Source organism: Candidatus Defluviilinea gracilis (assembly GCA_016716235.1).
GTDB lineage: Bacteria > Chloroflexota > Anaerolineae > Anaerolineales > Villigracilaceae > Defluviilinea > Defluviilinea gracilis.
On record JADJWS010000001.1, the window covers coordinates 1,363,801 to 1,384,706 of the forward strand.

Below are 20,906 nucleotides of genomic sequence, written 5' to 3' on the forward strand. Positions count from 1 at the left end.
AGAGAATCTTGCCATTCGCCCGTTTTTTCTCAACCTATAGTCGCAAAGTAAACTTTGCGGCACAATGTATGGTGGGAAAAAAATAATACCAATGTTATCCAGATTCCTGTTTCAATATCTCATTTAATCTTCGTTCCAGCGCGAGAGTATGGTAACATTCTTTCAACGTTACCGTCCATACATCAACAAGAAGTGAATCGATCATGATGGAATCTTGATGGAACTAACGACCACAGTATCACCGGGCTTCGATGAAATCCTGACCGCGGATGCCCTGCGGTTCCTCGAACAACTCGAACGAGAATTTGGCGCGCGCCGACTTAGCATGCTAAGGGCGCGCGTTGCGCGTCAGGAGGAGTTTGACGCCGGCGGCCTGCCCGATTTTCTGCCCGCCACCCGTCCCATCCGCGCAGGCGATTGGAAGGTCGCGCCCATTCCAGCCGACCTGCAAAACCGCCGCGTCGAGATCACCGGTCCCACCGACCGCAAGATGGTCATCAACGCCCTCAACTCCGGGGCAAACGTCTTCATGGCAGACTTCGAAGACGCCAACTCTCCCACTTGGAATAATATGATCGAGGGGCATATCAACCTGCGCGACGCGCTCGAACGGGCAATTGACTTTACCTCTCCCGACGGCAAGCGTTACCGCCTCAACGAACGGGTGGCTGTTCTCATGGTCCGACCGCGCGGCTGGCACCTCGTTGAAAAGCACGCGCTGGTAGACGGTAAACCGATCTCCGCTTCGCTGTTCGATTTTGGTTTGTACTTTTTTCACAACGCGCGACGCCTGCTCGATAAGGGCTCCGGGCCCTATGTGTATCTTCCCAAACTCGAAAGCCATCTTGAAGCCCGCTTATGGAACGACGTCTTCAACTTCGCGCAAGACGCGCTACACCTGCCGCGCGGCGCGATCAAAGCGACCGTGCTGATCGAAACCATCCTCGCCGCCTTCGAAATGGATGAGATTCTCTACGAACTGCGCGATCACATCGCCGGGTTGAACGCGGGTCGCTGGGATTACATCTTCAGCATCATCAAAAAATTTCACAACCATCCAAACGTGATTCTGCCCGACCGTTCCCAGATCACCATGACCGTGCCGTTCATGCGCGCATACACCGAATTGCTGGTGAAGACCTGTCATACGCGCGGCGCGCATGCCATGGGCGGCATGGCGGCGTTCATACCCAGCCGAAAAGACCCGCAGGTCAATGAAGCCGCGCTGGCAAAAGTCCGCGCCGATAAACAGCGCGAATCAAGCGACGGCTTCGACGGCACCTGGGTGGCGCATCCCGACCTTGTGCCGGTCGCGGCGGAGGCGTTCGATCAGGCGCTGGGCGAGAGACCTCATCAAAAAGAAAAGTTGAGGGAGGATGTCCGCGTTGAAGCGGGGCATCTTTTGGATTTCAAAATACGCGAATCCAGCATTACCGAAGCGGGCGCGCGACTCAACATCAATGTGGCTTTGCAATATCTGGATGCCTGGTTGCGCGGCTCGGGCGCGGTGGGAATTTACAACTTGATGGAAGACGCCGCCACCGCGGAAATTTCGCGCGCGCAAGTCTGGCAGTGGATTCATCATCACGCGCCGCTGGCAGACGGGCGCGCGATGACGGCTGAACTGTATCGCGGTTTTCTCGAGGAAGAAATGGGGAAGATTCGGTCGCAGTATGGCGAGCAGGCTTACCCGTCGAGCCGAATCGAAGAGGCGAAACAGTTGTTCGATCGCCTGACGTTGGACACATCCTTTGCCGATTTTCTCACGCTTCCCGCATATGACTATTTGGATTGACCGCCCTCCTGATTGAGACTCGCCTCGTACGCCGCTTCTTCGCCGACGCGCGGGCTGGTTCGCCCGACCACAAATTTTACAAAGGAGAATGGACCATGTATCATAAATACCAACCCAAGTCTGTCGATGAATTGAAGAGCGAGTGGGCGCAAAGTCCGCGCTGGGCGGGCGTGAAGCGCCCGTATTCCGCCGAGGAAGTGGACCGCCTGCGCGGGACGTTTCAACACGATTACACGATCGCCCGCATGGGAGCGGAACGGTTGTGGGAACTTCTCCACGCCGAAAAATTTATTCGCGCGCTCGGCGCATTGACGGGCAACCAGGCGGTGGAGATGGCGCAAGCGGGGTTGAAGGCGATCTATCTCAGCGGCTGGCAGGTGGCAGGCGACGCGAACGACGCGTTGACGATGTATCCGGACCAGAGCCTGTACCCGGTGACGAGCGTGCCGACCGTGTTGCGCCGCATCAATAACGCGTTGATCCGCGCCGATCAGATCCAGCACATGGAGGGGCGCGACGGCGAAGTGCATTACTTCACTCCGATCATTGCCGATGCGGAGGCTGGCTTTGGGGGACCGCTCAACACTTTTGAATTGATCAAAGGCATGATCGAGGCGGGCGCGGCGGGCATTCATCTCGAAGACCAACTCTCTTCCATGAAGAAGTGCGGGCACATGGGCGGAAAAGTGTTGGTGCCGATCCACGATTTTGTGCAGAAGTTGATCGCGGCGCGGCTGGCGGCAGACGTGCAGGGCGTGCCCACCCTTTTCATCGGGCGCACAGACGCGCTCAGCGCCACGCTCATCCGCGGCGACATCGACCGCGTGGACCAGGAACATCTCAGCGGCGAACGCACCGCCGACGGGTTCTGGGTCGTCAAAAACGGGCTTGAGTATGCTGTGGCGCGCGCGCTCGAATTCGCTCCGTATGTGGATCTGATCTGGTGCGAAACCTCCACGCCCGATATGGACGAAGCGCGCGAATTTGCCAAAGCGATCCACGCCAGCCATCCCGGTAAATTATTGGCGTATAATTGCTCTCCATCGTTTAATTGGAAGCGCAAACTCAACGACCAGCAGATCGCGGCGTTCCAGGAAGAATTAGGCGACATGGGCTACAAGTTTCAGTTCATCACGCTGGCGGGGTTCCATACCCTCAACGCCAGCATGTACGATCTGGCATGGAATTACGCCCGCGCAGGTATGACCGCCTTTGTGAACGTGCAGGAACACGAATTCAAGATGGAACGCGAGATGGGCTTCCGCGCTGTGAAGCATCAATCCTTCGTGGGCGCGGGATATTTCGACCAGGTGCAAATGGCTGTGACCGGCGGCGATGTCTCCACGTCTGCCATGAAAGGTTCCACAGAAGAACAGCAATTTAGCGTCAGTCATTAACCGCTCATGGGTCGCCGGTCGCGGAGTTTGAAGGCGCTTTTCAGCCTCTGCGGTCATGCGCGACATACTCACTGATATTCAACACTGGGAGAAAGAGGGGGAGTCTATTGCGCTCGCCACCGTGATTCAAACGTGGGGTTCCGCGCCGCGCAAGATCGGCTCGCACATGGCGTTCACCCTCAGCGGAAAGATCACAGGCTCGGTCAGCGGCGGGTGCGTGGAGAACGCGGTCATCGAAGCGGGGATGCGGGTGTTGAAGACAAATCATCCGCAACTGTTGCATTTCGGTGTGGCAGACGAAACGGCGTGGAGTGTTGGCTTGGCGTGTGGGGGAAGCATTGACGTTTTCGTCCAGCCGTTGGATGCGCAAGTTTTTCAAGAAATAAAACGAGTGATCAATCATGAAGAGGGCGTGATTCACGTCACGATAATTGGCGGCTCAGATGAATTGCTCGGGGAGCAAATTCTGATTCGAGAAGATCAAATCATCGCGGGTTCGCTTGGCAACGAAATGGACTCGCGTGTGTTAAGCCTATCACCAGAAATTTCAGCGCCGCAACAATTGACAATAGAAGAAGCGCAGGTTTTTATCAATGTCATTCGACCCGCGCCAACGTTGGTCATCGTCGGCGGCGTGCATATTGCCATTGCGTTGGCGTCACTCGCAAAAACGCTTGGCTATCAGACTATCCTCATTGACCCGCGCAAGGCTTGGGGCAACGAAACCCGATTCCCGCATGTGGATAGATTAATCCAAACTTGGGTTGACGATGCGTTTGAACAAGTCAAGATCAATTCGTCCACTGCCATCGCCGTTCTGACACACGACCCAAAGATTGACGACCCTGCGATAAAATTGGCGTTGAACAGTTCCGCGTTTTATATCGGCGCGTTGGGGAGCAAGAGCACAAATGCAAAACGAAGAGAAAGATTGCTGGGCGACGGCGTGAGCGAATCGCAGATGGACAAGGTCCACGCGCCGATCGGCTTGGACATCGGCGCGCAAAACCCCGAGGAGATCGCGCTCGCCGTCATGTCGCAGATCGTGCAAACTTTCAGGAAACAGAATCAACTTGAAGGGAAGAGAGAAGCGCAGAATCTCCAATCTCTAGTCTCCAATCTCTAAATTTCTTATCGAACAGGAGATTGCTTCAGGCGAACAGCATCGCCCTCGCAATGACATAATAAATGAAACCAGCCCCCTTTGAATACCACGCTCCAAACTCCATCGAAGAAGTTGTGATTTTGAAAAGTCAATACGGCGACGACGCCAAATTTTTGGCGGGCGGACAAAGCCTTGTGCCTGCGATGAATTTCCGCATTGTGCAACCGAGCGTGTTGATTGACTTGAATCGCGCGAGGGAGTTGAGTTACATTCGCGAAGAGGGGAACGTGATTCGAGTCGGTTCGATGGCGCGCGAACGACATTTGGAATTCGACGCTTCGATAAAAAAATATGCGCCGCTGTTGCATGAAGCCGTGCCGTCCATCGCGCATCCGCAGATCCGCAACCGCGGCACGATCGGCGGGAGCATTGTCAACGCCGATCCCGCCGCTGAGTTGCCCGTGTTGATGATCGCGCTGAACGCGAGATTGAAAGCGAAAAACACATCTGGCGAGCGATGGCTTGACGCCAAAGATTTTTTTGCAGGGATGTTCACCACTGCGCTTGAACCCGATGAAGTTTTGGTGGAGATCGAATTGCCGTTTGCCGCGCCGCGCACAGGCTGGTCGTTTATGGAAGTCGCGCCGCGCTCAGGCGATTACGCCATGATGGGCGTTGCTACAACTGTGACGTTGGATGAAAACGGAAAATGCAGATCGGTGAAATTGGTGTACTTGAATGCAGGCGATGGGCCTGTGGACGCCGTCGAAGCCGCGCAAAGTTTGGTGGGCGAAGCGTTGAACGACACGTTGATCGAATCTGCCGCGTTACATGCGAGCGAAAAAGAAATTTCGCCGTTCGGAAATATCCACTCTTCGGTTGAGTTCCAACATCACTTGGCGAAGACGCTGACGATGAAGACGTTGAAGATCGCGGCGGAACGAGCAACACAAGAGAATTAGAGAATTGATCATTATGACGCACACCATCACCCTCACGGTCAACGGACAAAAATATACCCGCGATGTGGAAGCGCGCATGTTGCTCAGCGACTTCCTGCGCCACGAACTTGGACTCACTGGCACGCACGTCGGTTGCGAACATGGAGTCTGCGGCGCGTGCACGATCATGTTCGACGGCGAATCGGCGAGGTCATGTTTGACCTTCGCCGTCCAAACCGATGGGCATGAGATTACAACTGTTGAAGGACTTGCGCCCCCCTCCGTCTCCCCCCATTTCGGAGAAATGGGGGGAGAGAAAGAGGGGGGTCTGCATCCACTTCAACAATCCTTTTGGGAAGCGCACGGACTTCAATGCGGCTACTGCACGCCTGGCATTTTGATGAGCATGATTCCATTCCTGAAACAAAACCCAAATCCAACCGAAGAGGAGATCCGCCACGCGCTTTCTGGGAATCTGTGTCGCTGTACGGGGTATCAGCATATTGTGGATGCGGTGAGGTTGGCGAGTGAGAAAATGAGAGAGGCAGAGAAATAGAGAATTGGAGAATTAGAGATTAGAGACTGGAGATTAGAGACTTCGGTGGTCGAGTAGTCCCGCGTGCTGAGCGATAGCGAAGACGAAGCATCGCGGGACGTATCGAGACGACCAGTTACAAGTGAAATCCTGATGACAAAATCGCGTTGCTTCCATGTTGGTCTCGATACGCTCGCAATGGCGCAAGGTGCCACTCGCTACTCGACCAACGAGATATTTATGGAAATATGAACTTATCTGTCACCCAATCCTTCCGCAACAACGAAATCTCTGCAAGAGACTTAGTCTCCAGTCTCCAGTCTCTCTTCGATTCTCGTGAACCCGAAGTTCTATCTTTCCTTCCCGAACCCAATCGCTTTGAACGATTGCAAAAAGACGCGGAAGAATTAACTCAGAAATTTCCCGACGTGAAAAGTCGTCCGCCGTTGTTTGGGATGACTCTCGGCGTGAAGGATATTTTCCATGTGGGTGGTTTCGTCACACAGGCGGGAAGCAAACTGCCCGCAGAAGATTTACAAGGCGATGAAGCCGCAAGCGTTACAAAATTAAAAAATGCAGGCGCGTTGATCCTTGGCAAAACGGTCACGACCGAGTTTGCCTATTTCACACCAGGTCCAACTCGAAATCCGCACAATAAACATCACACGCCTGGCGGATCAAGCAGTGGTTCTGCCGCGGCAGTCGGCGCGGGGATTTGTGACCTCGCGCTTGGCACGCAGACCATCGGCTCGGTGATTCGTCCCGCCGCGTTTTGTGGCGTGGTCGGTTTCAAACCAACGTACGAGAGAATTTCGCGCGCGGGCGTCATTCCGCTTTCGCCGACGTTGGATCATGTTGGGGTGTTTGCGAAGGATGTGGAGACGGTGGGGCGAGTTGCGACTGTGTTGGTAGAGAATTGGGGAATTGGAGAATTGGGTGCTGGAGACTGGAGATTAGATGCTTCGACAGGCTCAGCACGACGGACTGGAGATTCAAAACCTGTGCTTGGGATTCCTGAAGGAAAATATTTGGAGAATACAACTGAAGAAGGTCTCAAGCATTTTCATGAGGTGTGTAAATTACTAAGCGCAAATTACGAATTGCGTTCTGTCCAAGTTATGGATGAATTTGGTGAGATCAAATCCCGTCACGACGCCATCATGTCTTACGATGCTTCACAAGTACACAAAGAATGGTTTGCAAAATACGAATCGCTGTACTCCTCTAAATTCTCCGATCTCATCAAACGCGGACAAAAAGTCTCCACGCAAAGCGTCCAGTCTCTAATCTCTTCCCGCAATACCTTCCGAGAACAAATTACCAAAACCATGAACGACAACAACATTGACTTATGGATTTGCCCTCCAGCGATCGGGCCCGCCCCGAAGGGACTCGACTCTACAGGCGACCCCGTCATGTGCCTGCCGTGGACGCAGATCGGATTCCCCGCCATAAACATCCCTACAACAAAAAATGGAGATGGTTTGCCAATGGGATTACAACTCGTCGGTAAATGGAATGCGGATGAATCATTGCTCGCCTGGGCAAAAGAGATTGAAAAGGTTGTGAGAAAGATATGACAAAATTTGTAACGCGACATTTATGTCGCCTACTGCTTGCAAGCGACATAAATGTCGCGCTACGTGAGATGAGCAAAATATGACAGTCGTCAAATGGAACGTCCGCGCGGGAGCGTATTACGACTCGGTTGTGCTGATGCAGCTTCAACGCGGCTTGCTTGAATTGAACGGCGTGCTTGATGCGGGCGTCGTCATGGCAACTCAAGCCAATCGAGATTTGCTTGCAACAAACAACCTCCTGCCAGCAGACATTTCCGCCAACCCCGATGATCTGCTGATCGTCGTCAAAGCGAATGATGATACCTCTGCCGAAAATGCGATTGGTCAAGTAGATGAACTTCTCGCACGCCGAAAATCCTCTAATTCTCAAGATTCTCTTGACTTCCGCCCACGAAGTTTGAGCGCGGCGGTGAAACAATTGCCTGAGGCAAATTGGGTGTTGATCTCCGTGCCTGGACGCTATGCGGCGGGTGTCGCGCGCGAAGCGTTGGAACTTGGCAAGCACGTTTTCCTTTATAGCGACAACGTCTCACTCGAAGATGAAATTTCATTGAAGAAAACGGCGCGTGAAAAAGGTCTGCTCGTGATGGGACCTGATTGCGGCACAGCCATCATCAACGGCATCGGGCTAGGATTCGCCAACCGCGTGCGGCGCGGCTCGATAGGAGTCGTCGGCGCATCGGGAACGGGCACGCAGGCGGTTACGGCGCAAATTCACAATCTCGGCGCGGGAATTTCTCACGCCATCGGCACAGGCGGGCGGGATTTGAAATCGGATGTTGGCGCGATCACGGCGCATCAAGCCCTCGATGTGTTAGCCCGCGACCCTGATACGAAAGTCATTGCGCTTATCTCCAAGCCGCCGTCGCCTGACGTTGCCACGCAATTAATTTCTGCGGCGCAATCCACTGGCAAGCCTGTTGTCGTTTATTTTATTGGCTATCCCGCGCCTGCGAGGAAGATCGGCAATTTGCATTTTGCGGTCAGTTTGAGTGAGGCGGCGGAGATTTCCATTGGAGAATTAGAGAATCAGAGAATTCTCCAATCCTCTAATTCTCGGTTTTTGCGAGGTTTGTATTCAGGTGGAACTCTCGCCTACGAAACTATGGTCGGGTTGCAAGCAAGTCTTTCTCCGCTTTATTCCAATTCTCCAATCACTAATTCTCAGAATTTGGATGACCCTCTTCATAGCCACGCCCACACCATCATTGATCTCGGCGACGAATTCTTCATGGTCGGACGTTTGCATCCGATGATTGATAACGATCTGCGAATCAGACGGATGAAACAGGAAGCGGCGGATGCGGAAGTGGGGATGATCCTCTTCGACGTGGTTCTCGGCGAAGGTTCGCACCTTGACCCTGCGGGGGAGTTAGCGCCTGTGATAAAGGAGATTCGAGAGAAGAGAATTGGAGAATTGGAGTTTGTGGCGATTGTGATTGGGACGGATGAAGACCCGCAGAATCTCCAATCTCAAATCTCCCAATTAGAAGATGCGGGAGTAAAAGTTTTTCGCACTGCATCAGAAGCAGTCGAATACATCAGTTTGAAGTTTAGCCATCGTGAAGCGAATCAATTCCCGCCTGTGAATTTAGCGCAACTCAAACAACCGCTGGCTGGAATCAATGTCGGTTTGGAGTCGTTTTATGAAAGCCTCATATCCCAAGGCGCGCAAGCCGTGCATGTGGAGTGGAAGCCGCCTGCGGGTGGGAATGAACGGCTGGCGAGTCTGCTGGCGAAGATGAAGAAATAGAGATTAGAGATTGGAGACTAGAGATTAGTCAGTCTCAAGTCTCTAGTCTCCAGTTATAAAATGGAGATAATTATGGATATTAACAATGCAAACCAAATCGCTGTTGACAAGATAATGAATGCAAGACCAATTCTCAAAGCCGTCGCCACTGCGCGGGATGTTATCCCTGGAATGAAGGATAATTTATTTTTGCACGCAGGTCCGCCGATCGAGTGGGCGCGGATGTCGGGTCCGTTGCGCGGAGCGATCATCGGGGCGATGCTGTTCGAGGGCGTAGCGGCGTCCGAAGCAGAGGCAACCTCAATGGTGGAAAGAGGCGAGGTCGAGTTTGATTCGTGTCATCATCATGGCGCGGTCGGTCCGATGGCGGGAGTCACATCCGCTTCGATGAAAGTCTATGTCGTTGAAAATGTCGAACATGGAAATAAATCGTTTTCCAATTTGAATGAAGGCTACGGAAAAGTTTTGCGATACGGCGCGTACAGCGATGAGGTGTTGAAAAAATTGCATTGGATGAACGATGTGTTGGGCGTCGCGTTGGCAGATGCGCTGGCGAGTTCGAGCGGACTCGACATGCGCGCGTTGATCGCGGAGGCGTTGCACATGGGCGACGAGGGGCACAATCGCAATAAGGCGGGCTCGTTGTTGTATTTGAAATTGATCGCGCCGTTGATCGCAAAAGTTGTCAAAGATGATTCGGTGGAGTCGGAGGTGTTGCAATTTCTCGGCGACAATGCGCTGAGTGTTTTGAATCCCGTGATGGCGGCGTGCAAAGCGATGACCGATGCCGCGCATGGCGTTGAGGGCTCGACGATCGTCACAACGATGGCGCGCAATGGAACGGATTTTGGAATCAGAGTCAGCGGACTCGGCGAGCGACAATGGTTCACGGCTCCTGCCGAAATTCCAGTTGGTCTGTTTTTCTCAGGCTTTTCTCAAGCCGACGCCAACCCCGACATCGGCGACAGCGCCATCACCGAAACCGCAGGCATCGGCGGCTTCGCCATGGCAACCGCGCCCGCGATCGTGACGTTCGTCGGTGGCACGCCCAAAGATGCGATGAATGCGACTCTCGAAATGTATGAAATTACTTTTGCCGAAAGCAAATTCTTCACCATGCCATCGCTCGAATTTCGCGGCACACCGACGGGAATTGATTTACGCAAAGTCGTGGAATTAGGAATCACGCCGCGCATCAACACGGGTATTGCACATAAAAATGCAGGGGTGGGGCAGGTGGGGGCTGGGTTGGTGAGACCGCCGTTGAAGATTTTTGAGGATGCGTTGGTGGCGTTTGCGGAGAAGTATGAGCTTTAAAGAAGAGAATTGGAGAATTAGAGAATTGGGTGTTGGAGGTTGAGATGCCGACTTCGTTGGAAGATGTGCGAGTGTTGAAGAGCGTTGAGCAGATTACTGATGCTGTCTACAAAGCCGCCTCACGCTGGGATGAGTTTGCCAAAGATGTTGTCGGCAAGCAGATTTCACGCGCGGCGGATTCAATTGGAGCGAATATTGCCGAGTCGTTTGGGCGTTATCATTTTGGGGAAAAGATTCAGTTTTTGTATTATGCTCGCGGTAGTTTGTTTGAGACAAAGTATTGGCTAAATCGCTCATCTGCGCGAGAGTTAATGTCTGTTGCCGATTCAAAGAATTACGCCGCAAAGTTGACAGAAATTGCTCGTCAACTTAATTTGTATATTTCCAGTTTCAAAAGTCAGCGCTCGGGTGAAATCACCGTTGCCAAAACCGTGAAGGAAAGCCCCGTCGAATATCTCACCTCACGCCTGCCAGATAATTTCCCCGATGTCCTCTTTGACGAAACCGACTTCGCCTGGCTCGAATCACCACCCTAAAAATTCTCCAATTCTCTAATTCTCTTAATCATCCAACAAAATCAAAAAGGAGTTCTACCATGACCAAAATCTACGACCTCTCCCAAGACCTCAACCAAGACGCTTCCTTCTGGCCCTTCTACCCGCCGTTTGAGGTGAAGTACATCAAGCGCAAATCGGAGCATGGAGTGAATGCGCAATACATTATGACGTCCAATCACATGGGCACGCATTTGGATGCGCCAAAGCATTTCGTGACGAAGGGCAAGACCATTGACCAGATTCCCATCGAATGGTGCTACGGACCTGGCGTTATCGTTGACCTGAGCGATATGCTCGACGATCTCGGCATGTTTACGCCAGAGGATATCGAAAAGCGCGCCGAAGTGAAAGACGGCGACATCCTCTTCATCCACACAGGCTGGCACAAATATTCGTTCTTTAGCCCAGATGGCGATGAGGAAAGATATATCCAACGGCATCCAGGTCCGCATTACAGCATCTGCGACTGGTTGTTGAAGAAGAAAATCCACATCTGGGGCGTGGACATGATCTCCACCGACCATCCGATGAACCTGCCCATCGGTCGCTTCCTCGGCAAAGGCGGATTGGAACATTGGCAGAAGGTTCGCGCGTTGACAGAAAAGAAATTCGGCGCGGATAAAATGGACGAGTTGTTCCCCGATTCGGCGTATCAACTCACGCATAACGCCTTGTTCCCGCATGATTGCATGCACGTCGAAAATCTCGGCGGTGACATTGGACTGAAAGAACTGCACAACAAACGCATCACCCTCGGCGTCTTCCCGTGGAAGTTCAAAGGCGGCGAGGCGGCGTTTTGCAGGGCGGTGGCGTGGGCGTAGAAAAATTCTCTAATTCTCCAATTCTCGGCATTCGTGAGTCTGAGAATTGGAGAATTGGACGAACGAGAATTGGAGAATTATGACCACTCGATATTTCGGCGAACGGATTAAGCGCAACGAGGACCCGCGCCTGCTGACGGGGCAGGGATTGTATGTGGACGATGTGGATTTGCCGCACATGGTGCATGTGGCGTTTTTGCGAAGTCCGTATGCTCATGCGCGGATAAATAATATTGACGTTTCGCAGGCGTTGGGACGCGCGGGCGTGGTTGCGGTGTACACGGCAAATGACTTGGGCGATTACTGGAAGCCTGGTCCGTTGTTGGTTTCGCCGCCGCCCGTGAAGGATATTACATTCAATGAAAAGACGCAGGTTCCGCTCGCAAAAGACAAGGTCAAGTTTGCGGGGGAGCCGATCGTGATGGTGGTGGCGGAGAGTCGCTACATCGCCGAAGACGCGCTGGCGGATATCCAAGTGGATTACGAGCCGCTCGCCGCTGTCGTTGATATGGAAAAGGCGCTCGCGTCCGATAGCGTCCTCATCCACGAGGAGATCGGATCGAACGTCGCGGCGCATGTGGTGCAGACGAAGGGCGATTACGAATCAATCAAGAAAGATGCGGCGCTCGTCGTCAAGCGGCGATTCAGTTACGAGCATGGATGCGCCGCCGCCATGGAGAATCGCGGCATCGTGGCGGAGTGGGATAAGCGCGCGGGGCGATTAACCGTCTGGGACACGACTCAGGCTCCCGTCGTGATTCGAAACGGGCTGGCGGGGATGCTTGGGCTGTCGGAGCGGCAAGTCCACGTGATCGCGCCGTTCATCGGCGGCGGATTCGGTCCGAAGATCATGATGTTCTATCAGGAGGAAGTGCTCGTCCCGTGGGCGGCGATGAAGTTGAACCGCCCCGTCAAATGGATCGAAGACCGCGCTGAAAATTTTGTGGCGACCACGCACGAACGCGGACAAATCCACGATGCGGAAATTGCGTTCGATATCGAGGGACACATTCTCGGCGTGCATGATATTTTCCTGCACGACACGGGCGCGTATGCGCCGTATGGACTGACCGTGCCGCTCAACTCGCAAGCCAATGTGTTGGGATTGTATGAAATCAAAAATTATTACAGCGAATTTACGGCGGTGTTTACCAACAAGACCATCGTCACGCCGTATCGCGGCGCGGGGCGGCAGCATGGCGTGTTCGTCATCGAACGCGCGTTGGACATTGCCGCCAAAGAGTTGAAGATTGACCGCGCCGAAATCCGACGGCGAAATTTTATCCAGCCGAATCAATTCCCATACAACAACGAGATCATCTATCAAGACTTTGCGCCGATCGTGTACGACAGCGGCAACTACGAACCGTTGCTCGATGAAGCGCTGGAAAAAATCGGCTATCACAAATTCATCGCCGAGATTCAACCGAAGTTGCGCGCCGAAGGAAAACACGTCGGCATTGGACTCGTGGCGTACGTGGAAGGCACAGGCATCGGTCCGTACGAAGGCGCGAAGGTGCAAGTGATGAGCAGTGGACGAGTCTCGGTCGTGACGGGAGTCGGCACGCAGGGGCAGGGACACTTCACGAGTTTTGCGCAGATCGTGGCGGAGCAACTCGGCGTGAGCGTGGATAAGATTGACGTGGTCACGGGCGACACCGACCAGTTCTATTGGGGCGCGGGGACGTTTGCGAGTCGCGGCGCGGTGGTGGCGGGCAACGCCATCCATGAAGCCGCAAAAGTTGTGCGCAAGAAAATCCTCAAACTCGCCTCAGAACATTTCAACGCGCCCGAAGATGAACTCGAACTCGACGATGGCTTCGTGCGCGTGCAGGATATTCCGCGACAGTCCATTTCATTGGGCGAACTGGCGGGCAAGGCGAATCCCACGCGCGGAGCCGTCAAGCCTGGCACCGAGCCTGGGTTGGAAGCGACCAACTATTTCGGTCCAGAAAGAGGCGCAACCGCGAGCGGCATCCACGCGATGATCGTGGAAGTGAATCCCGACACGATGCAGATCCACATCCAAAAATATTTGGTGGCGCACGATTGCGGACGAGTCATCAATCCGCTCATTCTCGACGGGCAAATTCACGGCGGCGTGGCGCAGGGCATCGGCAACGCGTTTTACGAGCGGCTCGCCTACGACGAAAACGGGCAACTGCTCAACGGCACGTTCATGGATTATCACCTGCCCACCAGCCTCGAAGTGCCGCGCATCGAAACCGCGCATGGCGAAACGCGTTCGCCGCTCAACGAGATGGGCGTAAAAGGCGCGGGCGAAGCGGGCGCGATCCCCGTCGGTCCGCTGTTCGCGCAGGCGTTGGAGGACGCGCTGTGGGATCGGGAGTTTGAGATTTTGGAGATACCGATTAATTCGAATCGGTTGTGGGAGATTGTGAATAAGAGAGATTAGAGATTAGAGATTAGAGACTGGAGATTGGAGACTGGTTGGCAAGAGGAGAATTAGAGGATTGGAGAATTTGGTGGGGGAGAAGTGTTTCGCTTCATTCTTTACTAATGATTGACTCTGTTTCGAGAGGCATCGTCGCGCTTTTCCTCGCGAGAATGAAACTCTCGTATAGTCGCGATGAAGGCAAATGGGCGAAACCATGAAGATGTCATTTCCAATCTGGGAAATTAGTAATATAATAGGCAAAATGTTGGAGGAGATGATTGCATGGACCCCACTCTAATTTCAACAATAACATCAACAGCGATTTCTTTTCTAATACCTTATCTGAAAAGTTTGGTTGATGAGTTCGCTAAGGGAATTGGTAAACAGGCAGGGACGAAAACAACGGACGTTCTATTTGATAAAACAAAAAACTTATACGACCTTGTCAAGCCCAAGTTTGAACAAGAAAAAACCACATCTGACTTAATTGATAATTTTGAAAAAAATCCGACAGACCCAAAAACCCAATCGGTTGTTGAATATCACCTCAGTCAGTATTTGTTAAGCGATTCGGATTTGTTGCAAAAACTAAGTCGCTCAGTACACGAACTCGAACAAATCCGCCGCGAACAAATCAATTCAAATGTCGCTAATGCTAACACTGCTTTTCAAGCAGGTTCAATCTCAGGGGGTACGAATATCGGAACAGCTTTTTTTGTGTCTGGTTCTGATCCTTCCAAAGCTATAGATCAGATAAAAGAATTCATTGCACCAATCTATGACGATCAAAAGAACAAACCTGTCGCAAAACCAAAAAACCTCATTGAGGTAGGAGTGAAATCAAATCGCTTCAAAAAATCCTTTAAGTTTCGCGTAGAAAAAGACCTGTATATAAGTGAGTTTGCAGATATTATTATGGAAAGGCTTAACTTGCTACAGACCAAGCCGTTTCCTGAGCTAATGATCAGATTTGACTTTGCTTATCAAATGTCTTATAACGGCAAATTGGTTTCAAATTCTAGGCTTTCAGACCTTGGTATCGTAAATGGGGAACGAGTCGAGTTAATGATTACTACCATTTGGGTTGATGAAATTGAGGAAAAAGAATACGAAGAGGCGACGCAGGGTGCAATCCAGTATGATAGCAATCAGATACAAGAATTAATTAAGAGAGATGTAGCAAAAAGGGCGCGCGGCAGAATTACAGAGACATTTATAGAGTCGCTAGCAAATACGACCTTTGCATATGTTGAAAATTTAGAAATCTAGTGTCTGGGAGGAAGAATGAAAAGTAGCTTTACTTCATTTTGGTGGCCTGGCATTTTAAGTGTAATCCTTGTCGCCTTGGCCTCACGCTTTCAGTGGCTTAGCAGAGTAGAGTTTGTCAATGATTTAATTTCGAAATCGTCAATTCCAGGCTTAATCGCAACCCTTGTGCTGGTGGTAGTTCTTTGGGGTTTGATTTCTTTGTACTTTAGAAACAATTGGGCAACAAAGGAACTCAGGATTATTGCAATGAGTGGTTTCGAGTTAGGTGAAGCAACTTCATTATTAGGATATATTCAGAAGATAGAAACACGGTTTAAGGGCTCGTTATTACAAGAACGATTTCAGCTGATTTCACAAAATTTGCACGATCATAACGCAAGCGACAAGGTTTCTACATTACTAGGTGGTCAGTCAGGTGTAGATTCTGCACATATCCATAGCGGGTATGGACCTTTGCGCGCCCTTGTTTGGGCACTTCCTGGATTGGGTTTTATGGGTACAGCATACGAGATGGCAGCCTCGATTGGAGGACTAGGTACCGCGCTAACAACGACACAAGATTATAGTGGTTTAAGAAACCTGTTAGTAAGCAATGTCGTTCCTCATTTAGCAGGAGCTTTTGATATTACGCTTTTTGCTTTAGGCAGCAGTGTATTGATGTTTCTACTTTTATCTTTAGTATTTCATCGAGAAGAAAGAGCTGTCTTTGAGGCGGACACCCTGTGCTTGAAGGTAATTTCAAGAATTCAGGATGCTCAAGCAGCACCAGGTAATATTATCGGCCAAGAAAATTTATCTGGTGACATGAGGACTCTAAGCCAGCAGCTAAACTTGCTTTCTTCTGCATTATCTCAAATTAATCAAGATAATAGTAGTCTGTACCGACATCTCGAATCGATCAATACTAATCTTTCTAATATTCAACAAAAAGTTGGCGAATTGAAAAATAGCGTGGATAAAGACCAAGAGGTCATCCTTAGAAGGGTGTCCCGCTAAAGGATAATATATGTTTGGAAAATCCTTTGGACAAAGACATGGGTCCGCCGAACCGCCTATCGAAATGCGGTTTGTCGATTTGTTTATGATTATTGTCACCGCACTGATGTTTATGATAGTAATGTTGAGTATTGTCAGTGCTTTTGTTGGTGGTTCGAATGCTCTTGCAGAAGTTTCCCCGAGAATAATATCTGTGGAACTCCCTGCAGGGTTAGCAAACCGCCCGTATAGCGTAACCCTTGCAGGAATAGGTGGGTCTACCCCATATACTTGGAAGATAATTAGTGGCGCACTACCTGGCGGACTCGGTTTAGATGAAGAGAACGGTATTATTTCTGGAACGCCCGAAAAGATACAGCAAACACAGTTTATTATTTCTTTAAATGATAATGATAAACGCTCGTCTCAGAAAGAGTATTTTTTAGAAATTTTACAAGTCGGCTCGCAAGAGGTGGATATCCAACGTAATCTTTATGTAATAGGTGATGCTGTTTATGCTCCCGATGGACAAATAAATTCTCCTTATTCTTTTCAATTATCTGCTTTTGGAGGAGTTCCGCCATACTCGTGGGTTCTCATAAAAGGAAATTTACCCTCTGGGATTGACTTGACGGAAGATGGTCAAATCACAGGAAATCCCACAACAATATCTGATGGAGACTTCGAGGTAGAAGTAAAAGATAGCCAAGGCGAATCCCTAAATCAGAAAATACATTTAGTTGTTAATTCTGGCCCAGATTCATGGTGGAAGAAGATGTTTGTCTATTTGGAAATTGTATTGAGAGTAATTGCCTATATTTTGTTAGTAATAATTCTGTATGTTACACTTTTTGTAGATCGGGAGGAAGGGATAATTCGTCAAGAAGCATATGAATCTCCTTGGACTCGATTTCGTAAGAGATTCCGAAGGTAGTGATGATTACAAGTTTCGTTTTGTCGTGTGAGTTTGTGAAGTGCAAAATGATCCAAACTGACAGAACTTTCTTAAGACGGTCTTTGATGGCATGCCTCCTATCCTATGCTTGCATCGCAAGAGACTCCGTCCCAATTCTGACGATTGATCGAAGTGTTGGGACCTCACCCAGATAAACGTAATGATCGGCACGACGGCTTGACCTATCCCCCCGCCCTTCCCAAATGGGAAGGGGGCTGGTCGGTTGATGGCTTTGTTGATTTTCCAAGTCAATGTTTTGTTCGAGGAGGCTTGGGCATCTCCCCCTCGGGGGAGACGGGAGAGGGGTTTCTGCCATAACAAAAAATCCGAAGCCACACGACTTCGGATTTCTCGAACCTTCTTCATTTCGTCAACTTCATAAATTCATCGCGCTCGATCTCGCAGTCGCGTAGAATTTTCAGCATCAACCCTGGTCCAATAATTTCGCCGCGATGCACAGGCACAACGGTTCGCCTGCCGTCTGTGTGCCCCATAAAATGATGACTTCCCTTGATACGCAAGACTTCAAATCCCGCCTTTTTCAATGCGGCGATAACTTCCTGCCCTGTCAGCCGCGCCATTTTCGCCATCATACTTCAACGGCAATCCTTTGCACGCCGATAAACTCGTTCGAAACGAAATCCCCTTCCATTTCGAGACACAACTCAATCGCCTCACGGATTCGCTCCATCAGTTTATCCAATGACTTGGCTTGTGTGTGACATCCCTGCAATTCAGGGACGCTGGCAACGTAATAACCTTCCTCGTCTCGTTCGATCACAACGTTGAATTCCTTTGTCATTTTCATCCTTTCGAAGATTGACGGTATTATACCTCTCATGTTTGCCCCTTCGCGAAGAACCCTTTAGCGTTAGGGGGAAATGAAGAGGGGTAGTTTTCTGCTGACTACGCAGCGCTTTGCAATTCTTCACGAACCACCCGCCGTAGAATTACTTCGATGGGTTCCTGCTGGCGCGTAATGTGTTCGCGTAAAGCATTGTTGATAAACGTTTGGTAATTCCCGCCTCCTGCCGCGTCAACTTCACCGCGAAACCAATCCAGAATGTCATCGTCAATGCGGATGGTAATGCGGGTCTTTCCTTTCGGCGCAGGGCGAACTGCTCCGCGCTTGCCTTTGCTGAAATCGTATTCTTTTTTCATCTCTGTTCCTCGTATATCTTTCTTTCGCGCGCGGTCGCTTTTCGCGCGGAAATAATCCGAATAACAATGTTACGAAACGTATAAACCACGACCAGGATGCGGTTCAAAAAGTCCATGCCGATGGTGATGAAGCGGCTTTCTCTTGCATCATCGTCTTCAATCGTGATGGCATTCTCATCCTCAAAGACTCCCACAGCATCCGCAAATTTAATGCCGTGTTTTCTGAAGTTCGATTTTTCCTTGTTGGGATCCCATTCGTAACTCATTATCAACCATTATATGCACAAATGTACACAGGCGCAAGACTGCAAATTCTTCTTTTTCGGTTGAGCCTCACCTCAATTTTGATGATTGATTCGCGCATCCGTTTGACCTCACCCCGATAATCGTAATACTCGGCGCGACGGCTTGACCTATCCCCCCGCCCGCTTCGGCACGCTCAGCGCGGCGCTTCCCAAACTTGCCCTGAGCCTGTCGAAGGACGGGAAGGGGGCTGTTCGGTTCATGGCTTTGTTGATTTTCCAGGTCAATGTTTTGTTCGAGGAGGATTGGCATCTCCCCCTTGGGGGACATCGTACCCGAGCGTAGCGAGTGGTAGACGGGAGAGGGGTTTTGTTTATCAAAACGGCAAGACACGAACTCGCGCTTTAACTTCATCCACCGTCAGTAATGCGCCTTTTTCCAAAGTCGCCTGATGTTCCTGCAAAACTTTTACCAATCGTTTGCCTAGAGCTTCGGGAAACACATCCTGCGTGCGAACTTGAATCACGCTTGGGCTTTCTGCCTGTGTCAATGCCAACAGAACGCCAAAATCCAAATCGTGAGTGAAAACGACATAACCATTTTCACGCGCCCATGACATGATGACATCGTCTGTGGCGCGCATATCCCCCACTGTTGACCAATGAACTGATTCCCAACCTGCATCTTTCAACACTTTCACCCAATCGGGCGAAAGGTTCATGTCAATGACGATCTTCATGCGCTCGCCAGCGGCAACTCAATTTCTTCCACGCGCCACGCGGCATAAGTCAAGGCTTCGCGAATATCCTCTTCTTCAAGATATGGATAAGCCTTGAGAATCTCTTTGAAATCTCGTCCAGCAGCAATGAGACCGATAATCGTCCCTACCGTCACGCGCAGACCGCGAATGGTTGGCTTGCCGCCCATTACGTTGGGATCAAAGGTTATGCGTTTCAGGTTTTTCATATTCGTGCTCCTGCTTGTATTTTACCCCAACCTGATATTCTTTCTTATCCGTCCTTTTGGACCTCACCCAGATAACCGTAATACTCGGCACGACGGCTTGCCCCTCTCCTAAAGGAGATGGCATGGGCTTGATTTCTTTTCTGGCTGATGAGGTCGTTGGGTTTCCAAGGAAAAGTTTTGTTTGAGATGTTTGGGCATCTCCCCCTCGCGAAGCGCCCTTTAGGGTTAGGGGCAGATGGGAGAGGGGTTTTGGACCTCACCTCGATTGCGACGATTGATCGGCGTGTCCGTTAGCCCCTCTCCATCATCAATAGCGTTTCTTTGGTCGTTTCCTCTTCTGATAAATTTCATCACCCAAACCTCCCCGTCACATAATCCTCTGTTTTTTTCTGCTTCGGCGCGGTGAATAGCGACTTGCCTTCGCCGTATTCAACTAACTCGCCTTGCAAAAAGAACGCGGCGTAATCGGCGGTGCGTCCCGCCTGTTGCACGGAATGCGGCACGAGGATGATGGTGTAATCCTTTTTTAATTCCTGCAACGCGGCTTCGACTTTTCCTGTGGAGATCGGGTCAAGTCCCGATGTCGGCTCGTCGAGGAGGATAATTTCGGGTTGTAGAGCCAGCACGCGGGCGAGGCAGACGCGTTGCTGCTGTCCGCCTGAGAGGGCGATGGCGGGGGCGTCGAGGCGGTCTTTCACTTCATCCCAGATCGCGGCGAGTTTGAGACTGCGCTCCACCGCTTCATCCAATTTGACGCGGCGTTTTTCGCCCGCGAGTTCCAGCGCATACGTGACATTCTCGCGGATGCTCATCGGCAGAGGCACAGGTCGCGCAAAGACCATGCCCACTTTGCGACGCAACGCGATCACGTCCAATTTTGGGTCGAGGATATTTTCCCCGTCAATGAGGATACGCCCCGACGAGGCTTTGACTTCGGCGAGATCGTTGAGTCGATTCAAACAACGGAGCAGGGTGGATTTGCCTCCGCCCGCGGGACCGAACAACACCGTCACCGCGTTCTGACGGATGTTGAGGCTGACATCCCGTAGCGACTCGGTGCCGTCGGAGTATTGGAGGGAGAGGGATTCGACAATTATCTTGTTCATTGTTTACGCAGTACGCAATACGCAATACGATA

General features: G+C 51.1%; 21 protein-coding genes. 14 read left to right on the forward strand and 7 right to left on the reverse strand.

What is annotated here, in order from left to right:
* Positions 1 to 217 precede the first annotated feature (217 nt).
* The 14 genes from IPM31_06435 (at position 218) to IPM31_06500 (ending at position 17,377) form a co-directional block, all read left to right on the forward strand.
* On the forward strand, positions 218 to 1,795 hold the full coding sequence (locus IPM31_06435; protein MBK9006616.1) for a malate synthase A: 1,578 nt from the start codon (positions 218 to 220) through the stop codon (positions 1,793 to 1,795).
* A 95-nt stretch (positions 1,796 to 1,890) separates the two neighbouring features.
* Positions 1,891 to 3,192 carry an isocitrate lyase gene (gene aceA / locus IPM31_06440; GenBank protein ID MBK9006617.1) on the forward strand — a complete coding sequence of 434 codons (1,302 nt, stop codon included), beginning with the start codon at positions 1,891 to 1,893 and terminating at the stop codon, positions 3,190 to 3,192.
* 55 nt (positions 3,193 to 3,247) lie between these two features.
* A complete protein-coding gene (locus IPM31_06445; protein ID MBK9006618.1) occupies positions 3,248 to 4,318 on the forward strand; it encodes an XdhC family protein in 1,071 nt (356 codons plus the stop codon).
* 62 nt (positions 4,319 to 4,380) lie between these two features.
* Positions 4,381 to 5,259: a xanthine dehydrogenase family protein subunit M gene (locus IPM31_06450; protein MBK9006619.1), complete on the forward strand. Its 879-nt coding sequence runs from the start codon at positions 4,381 to 4,383 to the stop codon at positions 5,257 to 5,259.
* A 13-nt stretch (positions 5,260 to 5,272) separates the two neighbouring features.
* Positions 5,273 to 5,794, forward strand: coding sequence for a (2Fe-2S)-binding protein (locus tag IPM31_06455; protein ID MBK9006620.1), 522 nt, complete (start codon positions 5,273 to 5,275; stop codon positions 5,792 to 5,794).
* A 227-nt stretch (positions 5,795 to 6,021) separates the two neighbouring features.
* Positions 6,022 to 7,353 carry an amidase gene (locus tag IPM31_06460; protein MBK9006621.1) on the forward strand — a complete coding sequence of 444 codons (1,332 nt, stop codon included), beginning with the start codon at positions 6,022 to 6,024 and terminating at the stop codon, positions 7,351 to 7,353.
* A gap of 79 nt (positions 7,354 to 7,432) precedes the next feature.
* Entirely contained in the window at positions 7,433 to 9,106 is a 1,674-nt protein-coding gene (fdrA, locus tag IPM31_06465) for an acyl-CoA synthetase FdrA (GenBank protein ID MBK9006622.1), read from the forward strand.
* A 69-nt stretch (positions 9,107 to 9,175) separates the two neighbouring features.
* Complete coding sequence (locus IPM31_06470; protein MBK9006623.1) at positions 9,176 to 10,423, forward strand: DUF1116 domain-containing protein; 1,248 nt, start codon at positions 9,176 to 9,178, stop codon at positions 10,421 to 10,423.
* A 44-nt stretch (positions 10,424 to 10,467) separates the two neighbouring features.
* The gene (locus IPM31_06475; protein ID MBK9006624.1) at positions 10,468 to 10,959 is read left to right on the forward strand and encodes a four helix bundle protein; all 492 of its coding nucleotides are present in this window, start codon (positions 10,468 to 10,470) and stop codon (positions 10,957 to 10,959) included.
* Between the two features lie 59 nt (positions 10,960 to 11,018).
* Positions 11,019 to 11,801 (forward strand): cyclase family protein, encoded by a 783-nt coding sequence (locus tag IPM31_06480; GenBank protein ID MBK9006625.1) that lies wholly within the window; start codon positions 11,019 to 11,021, stop codon positions 11,799 to 11,801.
* 79 nt (positions 11,802 to 11,880) lie between these two features.
* The gene (locus tag IPM31_06485; GenBank protein MBK9006626.1) at positions 11,881 to 14,217 is read left to right on the forward strand and encodes a xanthine dehydrogenase family protein molybdopterin-binding subunit; all 2,337 of its coding nucleotides are present in this window, start codon (positions 11,881 to 11,883) and stop codon (positions 14,215 to 14,217) included.
* A 264-nt stretch (positions 14,218 to 14,481) separates the two neighbouring features.
* A complete protein-coding gene (locus IPM31_06490; protein ID MBK9006627.1) occupies positions 14,482 to 15,468 on the forward strand; it encodes a hypothetical protein in 987 nt (328 codons plus the stop codon).
* Positions 15,469 to 15,483: 15 nt separating this feature from the next.
* Entirely contained in the window at positions 15,484 to 16,464 is a 981-nt protein-coding gene (locus IPM31_06495) for a hypothetical protein (GenBank protein ID MBK9006628.1), read from the forward strand.
* 10 nt (positions 16,465 to 16,474) lie between these two features.
* Positions 16,475 to 17,377, forward strand: coding sequence for a putative Ig domain-containing protein (locus IPM31_06500; GenBank protein MBK9006629.1), 903 nt, complete (start codon positions 16,475 to 16,477; stop codon positions 17,375 to 17,377).
* 383 nt (positions 17,378 to 17,760) lie between these two features.
* On the opposite strand, the gene IPM31_06505 is transcribed toward IPM31_06500, so the two are convergent.
* From IPM31_06505 to IPM31_06535, 7 genes are all read right to left on the reverse strand, one after another.
* Positions 17,761 to 17,988, reverse strand: coding sequence for a type II toxin-antitoxin system HicA family toxin (locus IPM31_06505; protein MBK9006630.1), 228 nt, complete (start codon positions 17,986 to 17,988; stop codon positions 17,761 to 17,763).
* Positions 17,988 to 18,200 carry a type II toxin-antitoxin system HicB family antitoxin gene (locus IPM31_06510; GenBank protein MBK9006631.1) on the reverse strand — a complete coding sequence of 71 codons (213 nt, stop codon included), beginning with the start codon at positions 18,198 to 18,200 and terminating at the stop codon, positions 17,988 to 17,990. Before IPM31_06510 ends, IPM31_06505 begins: the two co-directional genes overlap by 1 nt.
* Positions 18,201 to 18,304: 104 nt before the next feature.
* The gene (locus IPM31_06515) at positions 18,305 to 18,559 is read right to left on the reverse strand and encodes a BrnA antitoxin family protein (GenBank protein MBK9006632.1); all 255 of its coding nucleotides are present in this window, start codon (positions 18,557 to 18,559) and stop codon (positions 18,305 to 18,307) included.
* Positions 18,556 to 18,825, reverse strand: a complete 270-nt coding sequence (locus IPM31_06520) for a BrnT family toxin (GenBank protein ID MBK9006633.1) — start codon at positions 18,823 to 18,825, stop codon at positions 18,556 to 18,558. The genes IPM31_06515 and IPM31_06520 overlap by 4 nt, the downstream gene beginning before the upstream one ends.
* Before the next feature lie 353 nt (positions 18,826 to 19,178).
* Complete coding sequence (locus IPM31_06525; protein MBK9006634.1) at positions 19,179 to 19,541, reverse strand: DUF5615 family PIN-like protein; 363 nt, start codon at positions 19,539 to 19,541, stop codon at positions 19,179 to 19,181.
* Complete coding sequence (locus tag IPM31_06530; protein MBK9006635.1) at positions 19,538 to 19,768, reverse strand: DUF433 domain-containing protein; 231 nt, start codon at positions 19,766 to 19,768, stop codon at positions 19,538 to 19,540. Before IPM31_06530 ends, IPM31_06525 begins: the two co-directional genes overlap by 4 nt.
* 350 nt (positions 19,769 to 20,118) lie before the next feature.
* A complete protein-coding gene (locus tag IPM31_06535) occupies positions 20,119 to 20,874 on the reverse strand; it encodes a phosphate ABC transporter ATP-binding protein (protein ID MBK9006636.1) in 756 nt (251 codons plus the stop codon).
* Positions 20,875 to 20,906 lie beyond the last annotated feature (32 nt).

Bases quoted from the DNA above. Each gene is read 5' to 3' on its own strand.
- IPM31_06435 (MBK9006616.1), top strand. From the start codon at position 218: ATGGAACTAACGACCACAGTATCACCGGGCTTCGATGAAATCCTGACC.
- aceA (MBK9006617.1), top strand. From the start codon at position 1,891: ATGTATCATAAATACCAACCCAAGTCTGTCGATGAATTGAAGAGCGAG.
- IPM31_06445 (MBK9006618.1), top strand. From the start codon at position 3,248: ATGCGCGACATACTCACTGATATTCAACACTGGGAGAAAGAGGGGGAG.
- IPM31_06450 (MBK9006619.1), top strand. From the start codon at position 4,381: ATGAAACCAGCCCCCTTTGAATACCACGCTCCAAACTCCATCGAAGAA.
- IPM31_06455 (MBK9006620.1), top strand. From the start codon at position 5,273: ATGACGCACACCATCACCCTCACGGTCAACGGACAAAAATATACCCGC.
- IPM31_06460 (MBK9006621.1), top strand. From the start codon at position 6,022: ATGAACTTATCTGTCACCCAATCCTTCCGCAACAACGAAATCTCTGCA.
- fdrA (MBK9006622.1), top strand. From the start codon at position 7,433: ATGACAGTCGTCAAATGGAACGTCCGCGCGGGAGCGTATTACGACTCG.
- IPM31_06475 (MBK9006624.1), top strand. From the start codon at position 10,468: ATGCCGACTTCGTTGGAAGATGTGCGAGTGTTGAAGAGCGTTGAGCAG.
- IPM31_06480 (MBK9006625.1), top strand. From the start codon at position 11,019: ATGACCAAAATCTACGACCTCTCCCAAGACCTCAACCAAGACGCTTCC.
- IPM31_06485 (MBK9006626.1), top strand. From the start codon at position 11,881: ATGACCACTCGATATTTCGGCGAACGGATTAAGCGCAACGAGGACCCG.
- IPM31_06490 (MBK9006627.1), top strand. From the start codon at position 14,482: ATGGACCCCACTCTAATTTCAACAATAACATCAACAGCGATTTCTTTT.
- IPM31_06495 (MBK9006628.1), top strand. From the start codon at position 15,484: ATGAAAAGTAGCTTTACTTCATTTTGGTGGCCTGGCATTTTAAGTGTA.
- IPM31_06500 (MBK9006629.1), top strand. From the start codon at position 16,475: ATGTTTGGAAAATCCTTTGGACAAAGACATGGGTCCGCCGAACCGCCT.
- IPM31_06505 (MBK9006630.1), bottom strand. From the start codon at position 17,988: ATGGCGAAAATGGCGCGGCTGACAGGGCAGGAAGTTATCGCCGCATTG.
- IPM31_06510 (MBK9006631.1), bottom strand. From the start codon at position 18,200: ATGACAAAGGAATTCAACGTTGTGATCGAACGAGACGAGGAAGGTTAT.
- IPM31_06515 (MBK9006632.1), bottom strand. From the start codon at position 18,559: ATGAAAAAAGAATACGATTTCAGCAAAGGCAAGCGCGGAGCAGTTCGC.
- IPM31_06520 (MBK9006633.1), bottom strand. From the start codon at position 18,825: ATGAGTTACGAATGGGATCCCAACAAGGAAAAATCGAACTTCAGAAAA.
- IPM31_06525 (MBK9006634.1), bottom strand. From the start codon at position 19,541: ATGAAGATCGTCATTGACATGAACCTTTCGCCCGATTGGGTGAAAGTG.
- IPM31_06530 (MBK9006635.1), bottom strand. From the start codon at position 19,768: ATGAAAAACCTGAAACGCATAACCTTTGATCCCAACGTAATGGGCGGC.
- IPM31_06535 (MBK9006636.1), bottom strand. From the start codon at position 20,874: ATGAACAAGATAATTGTCGAATCCCTCTCCCTCCAATACTCCGACGGC.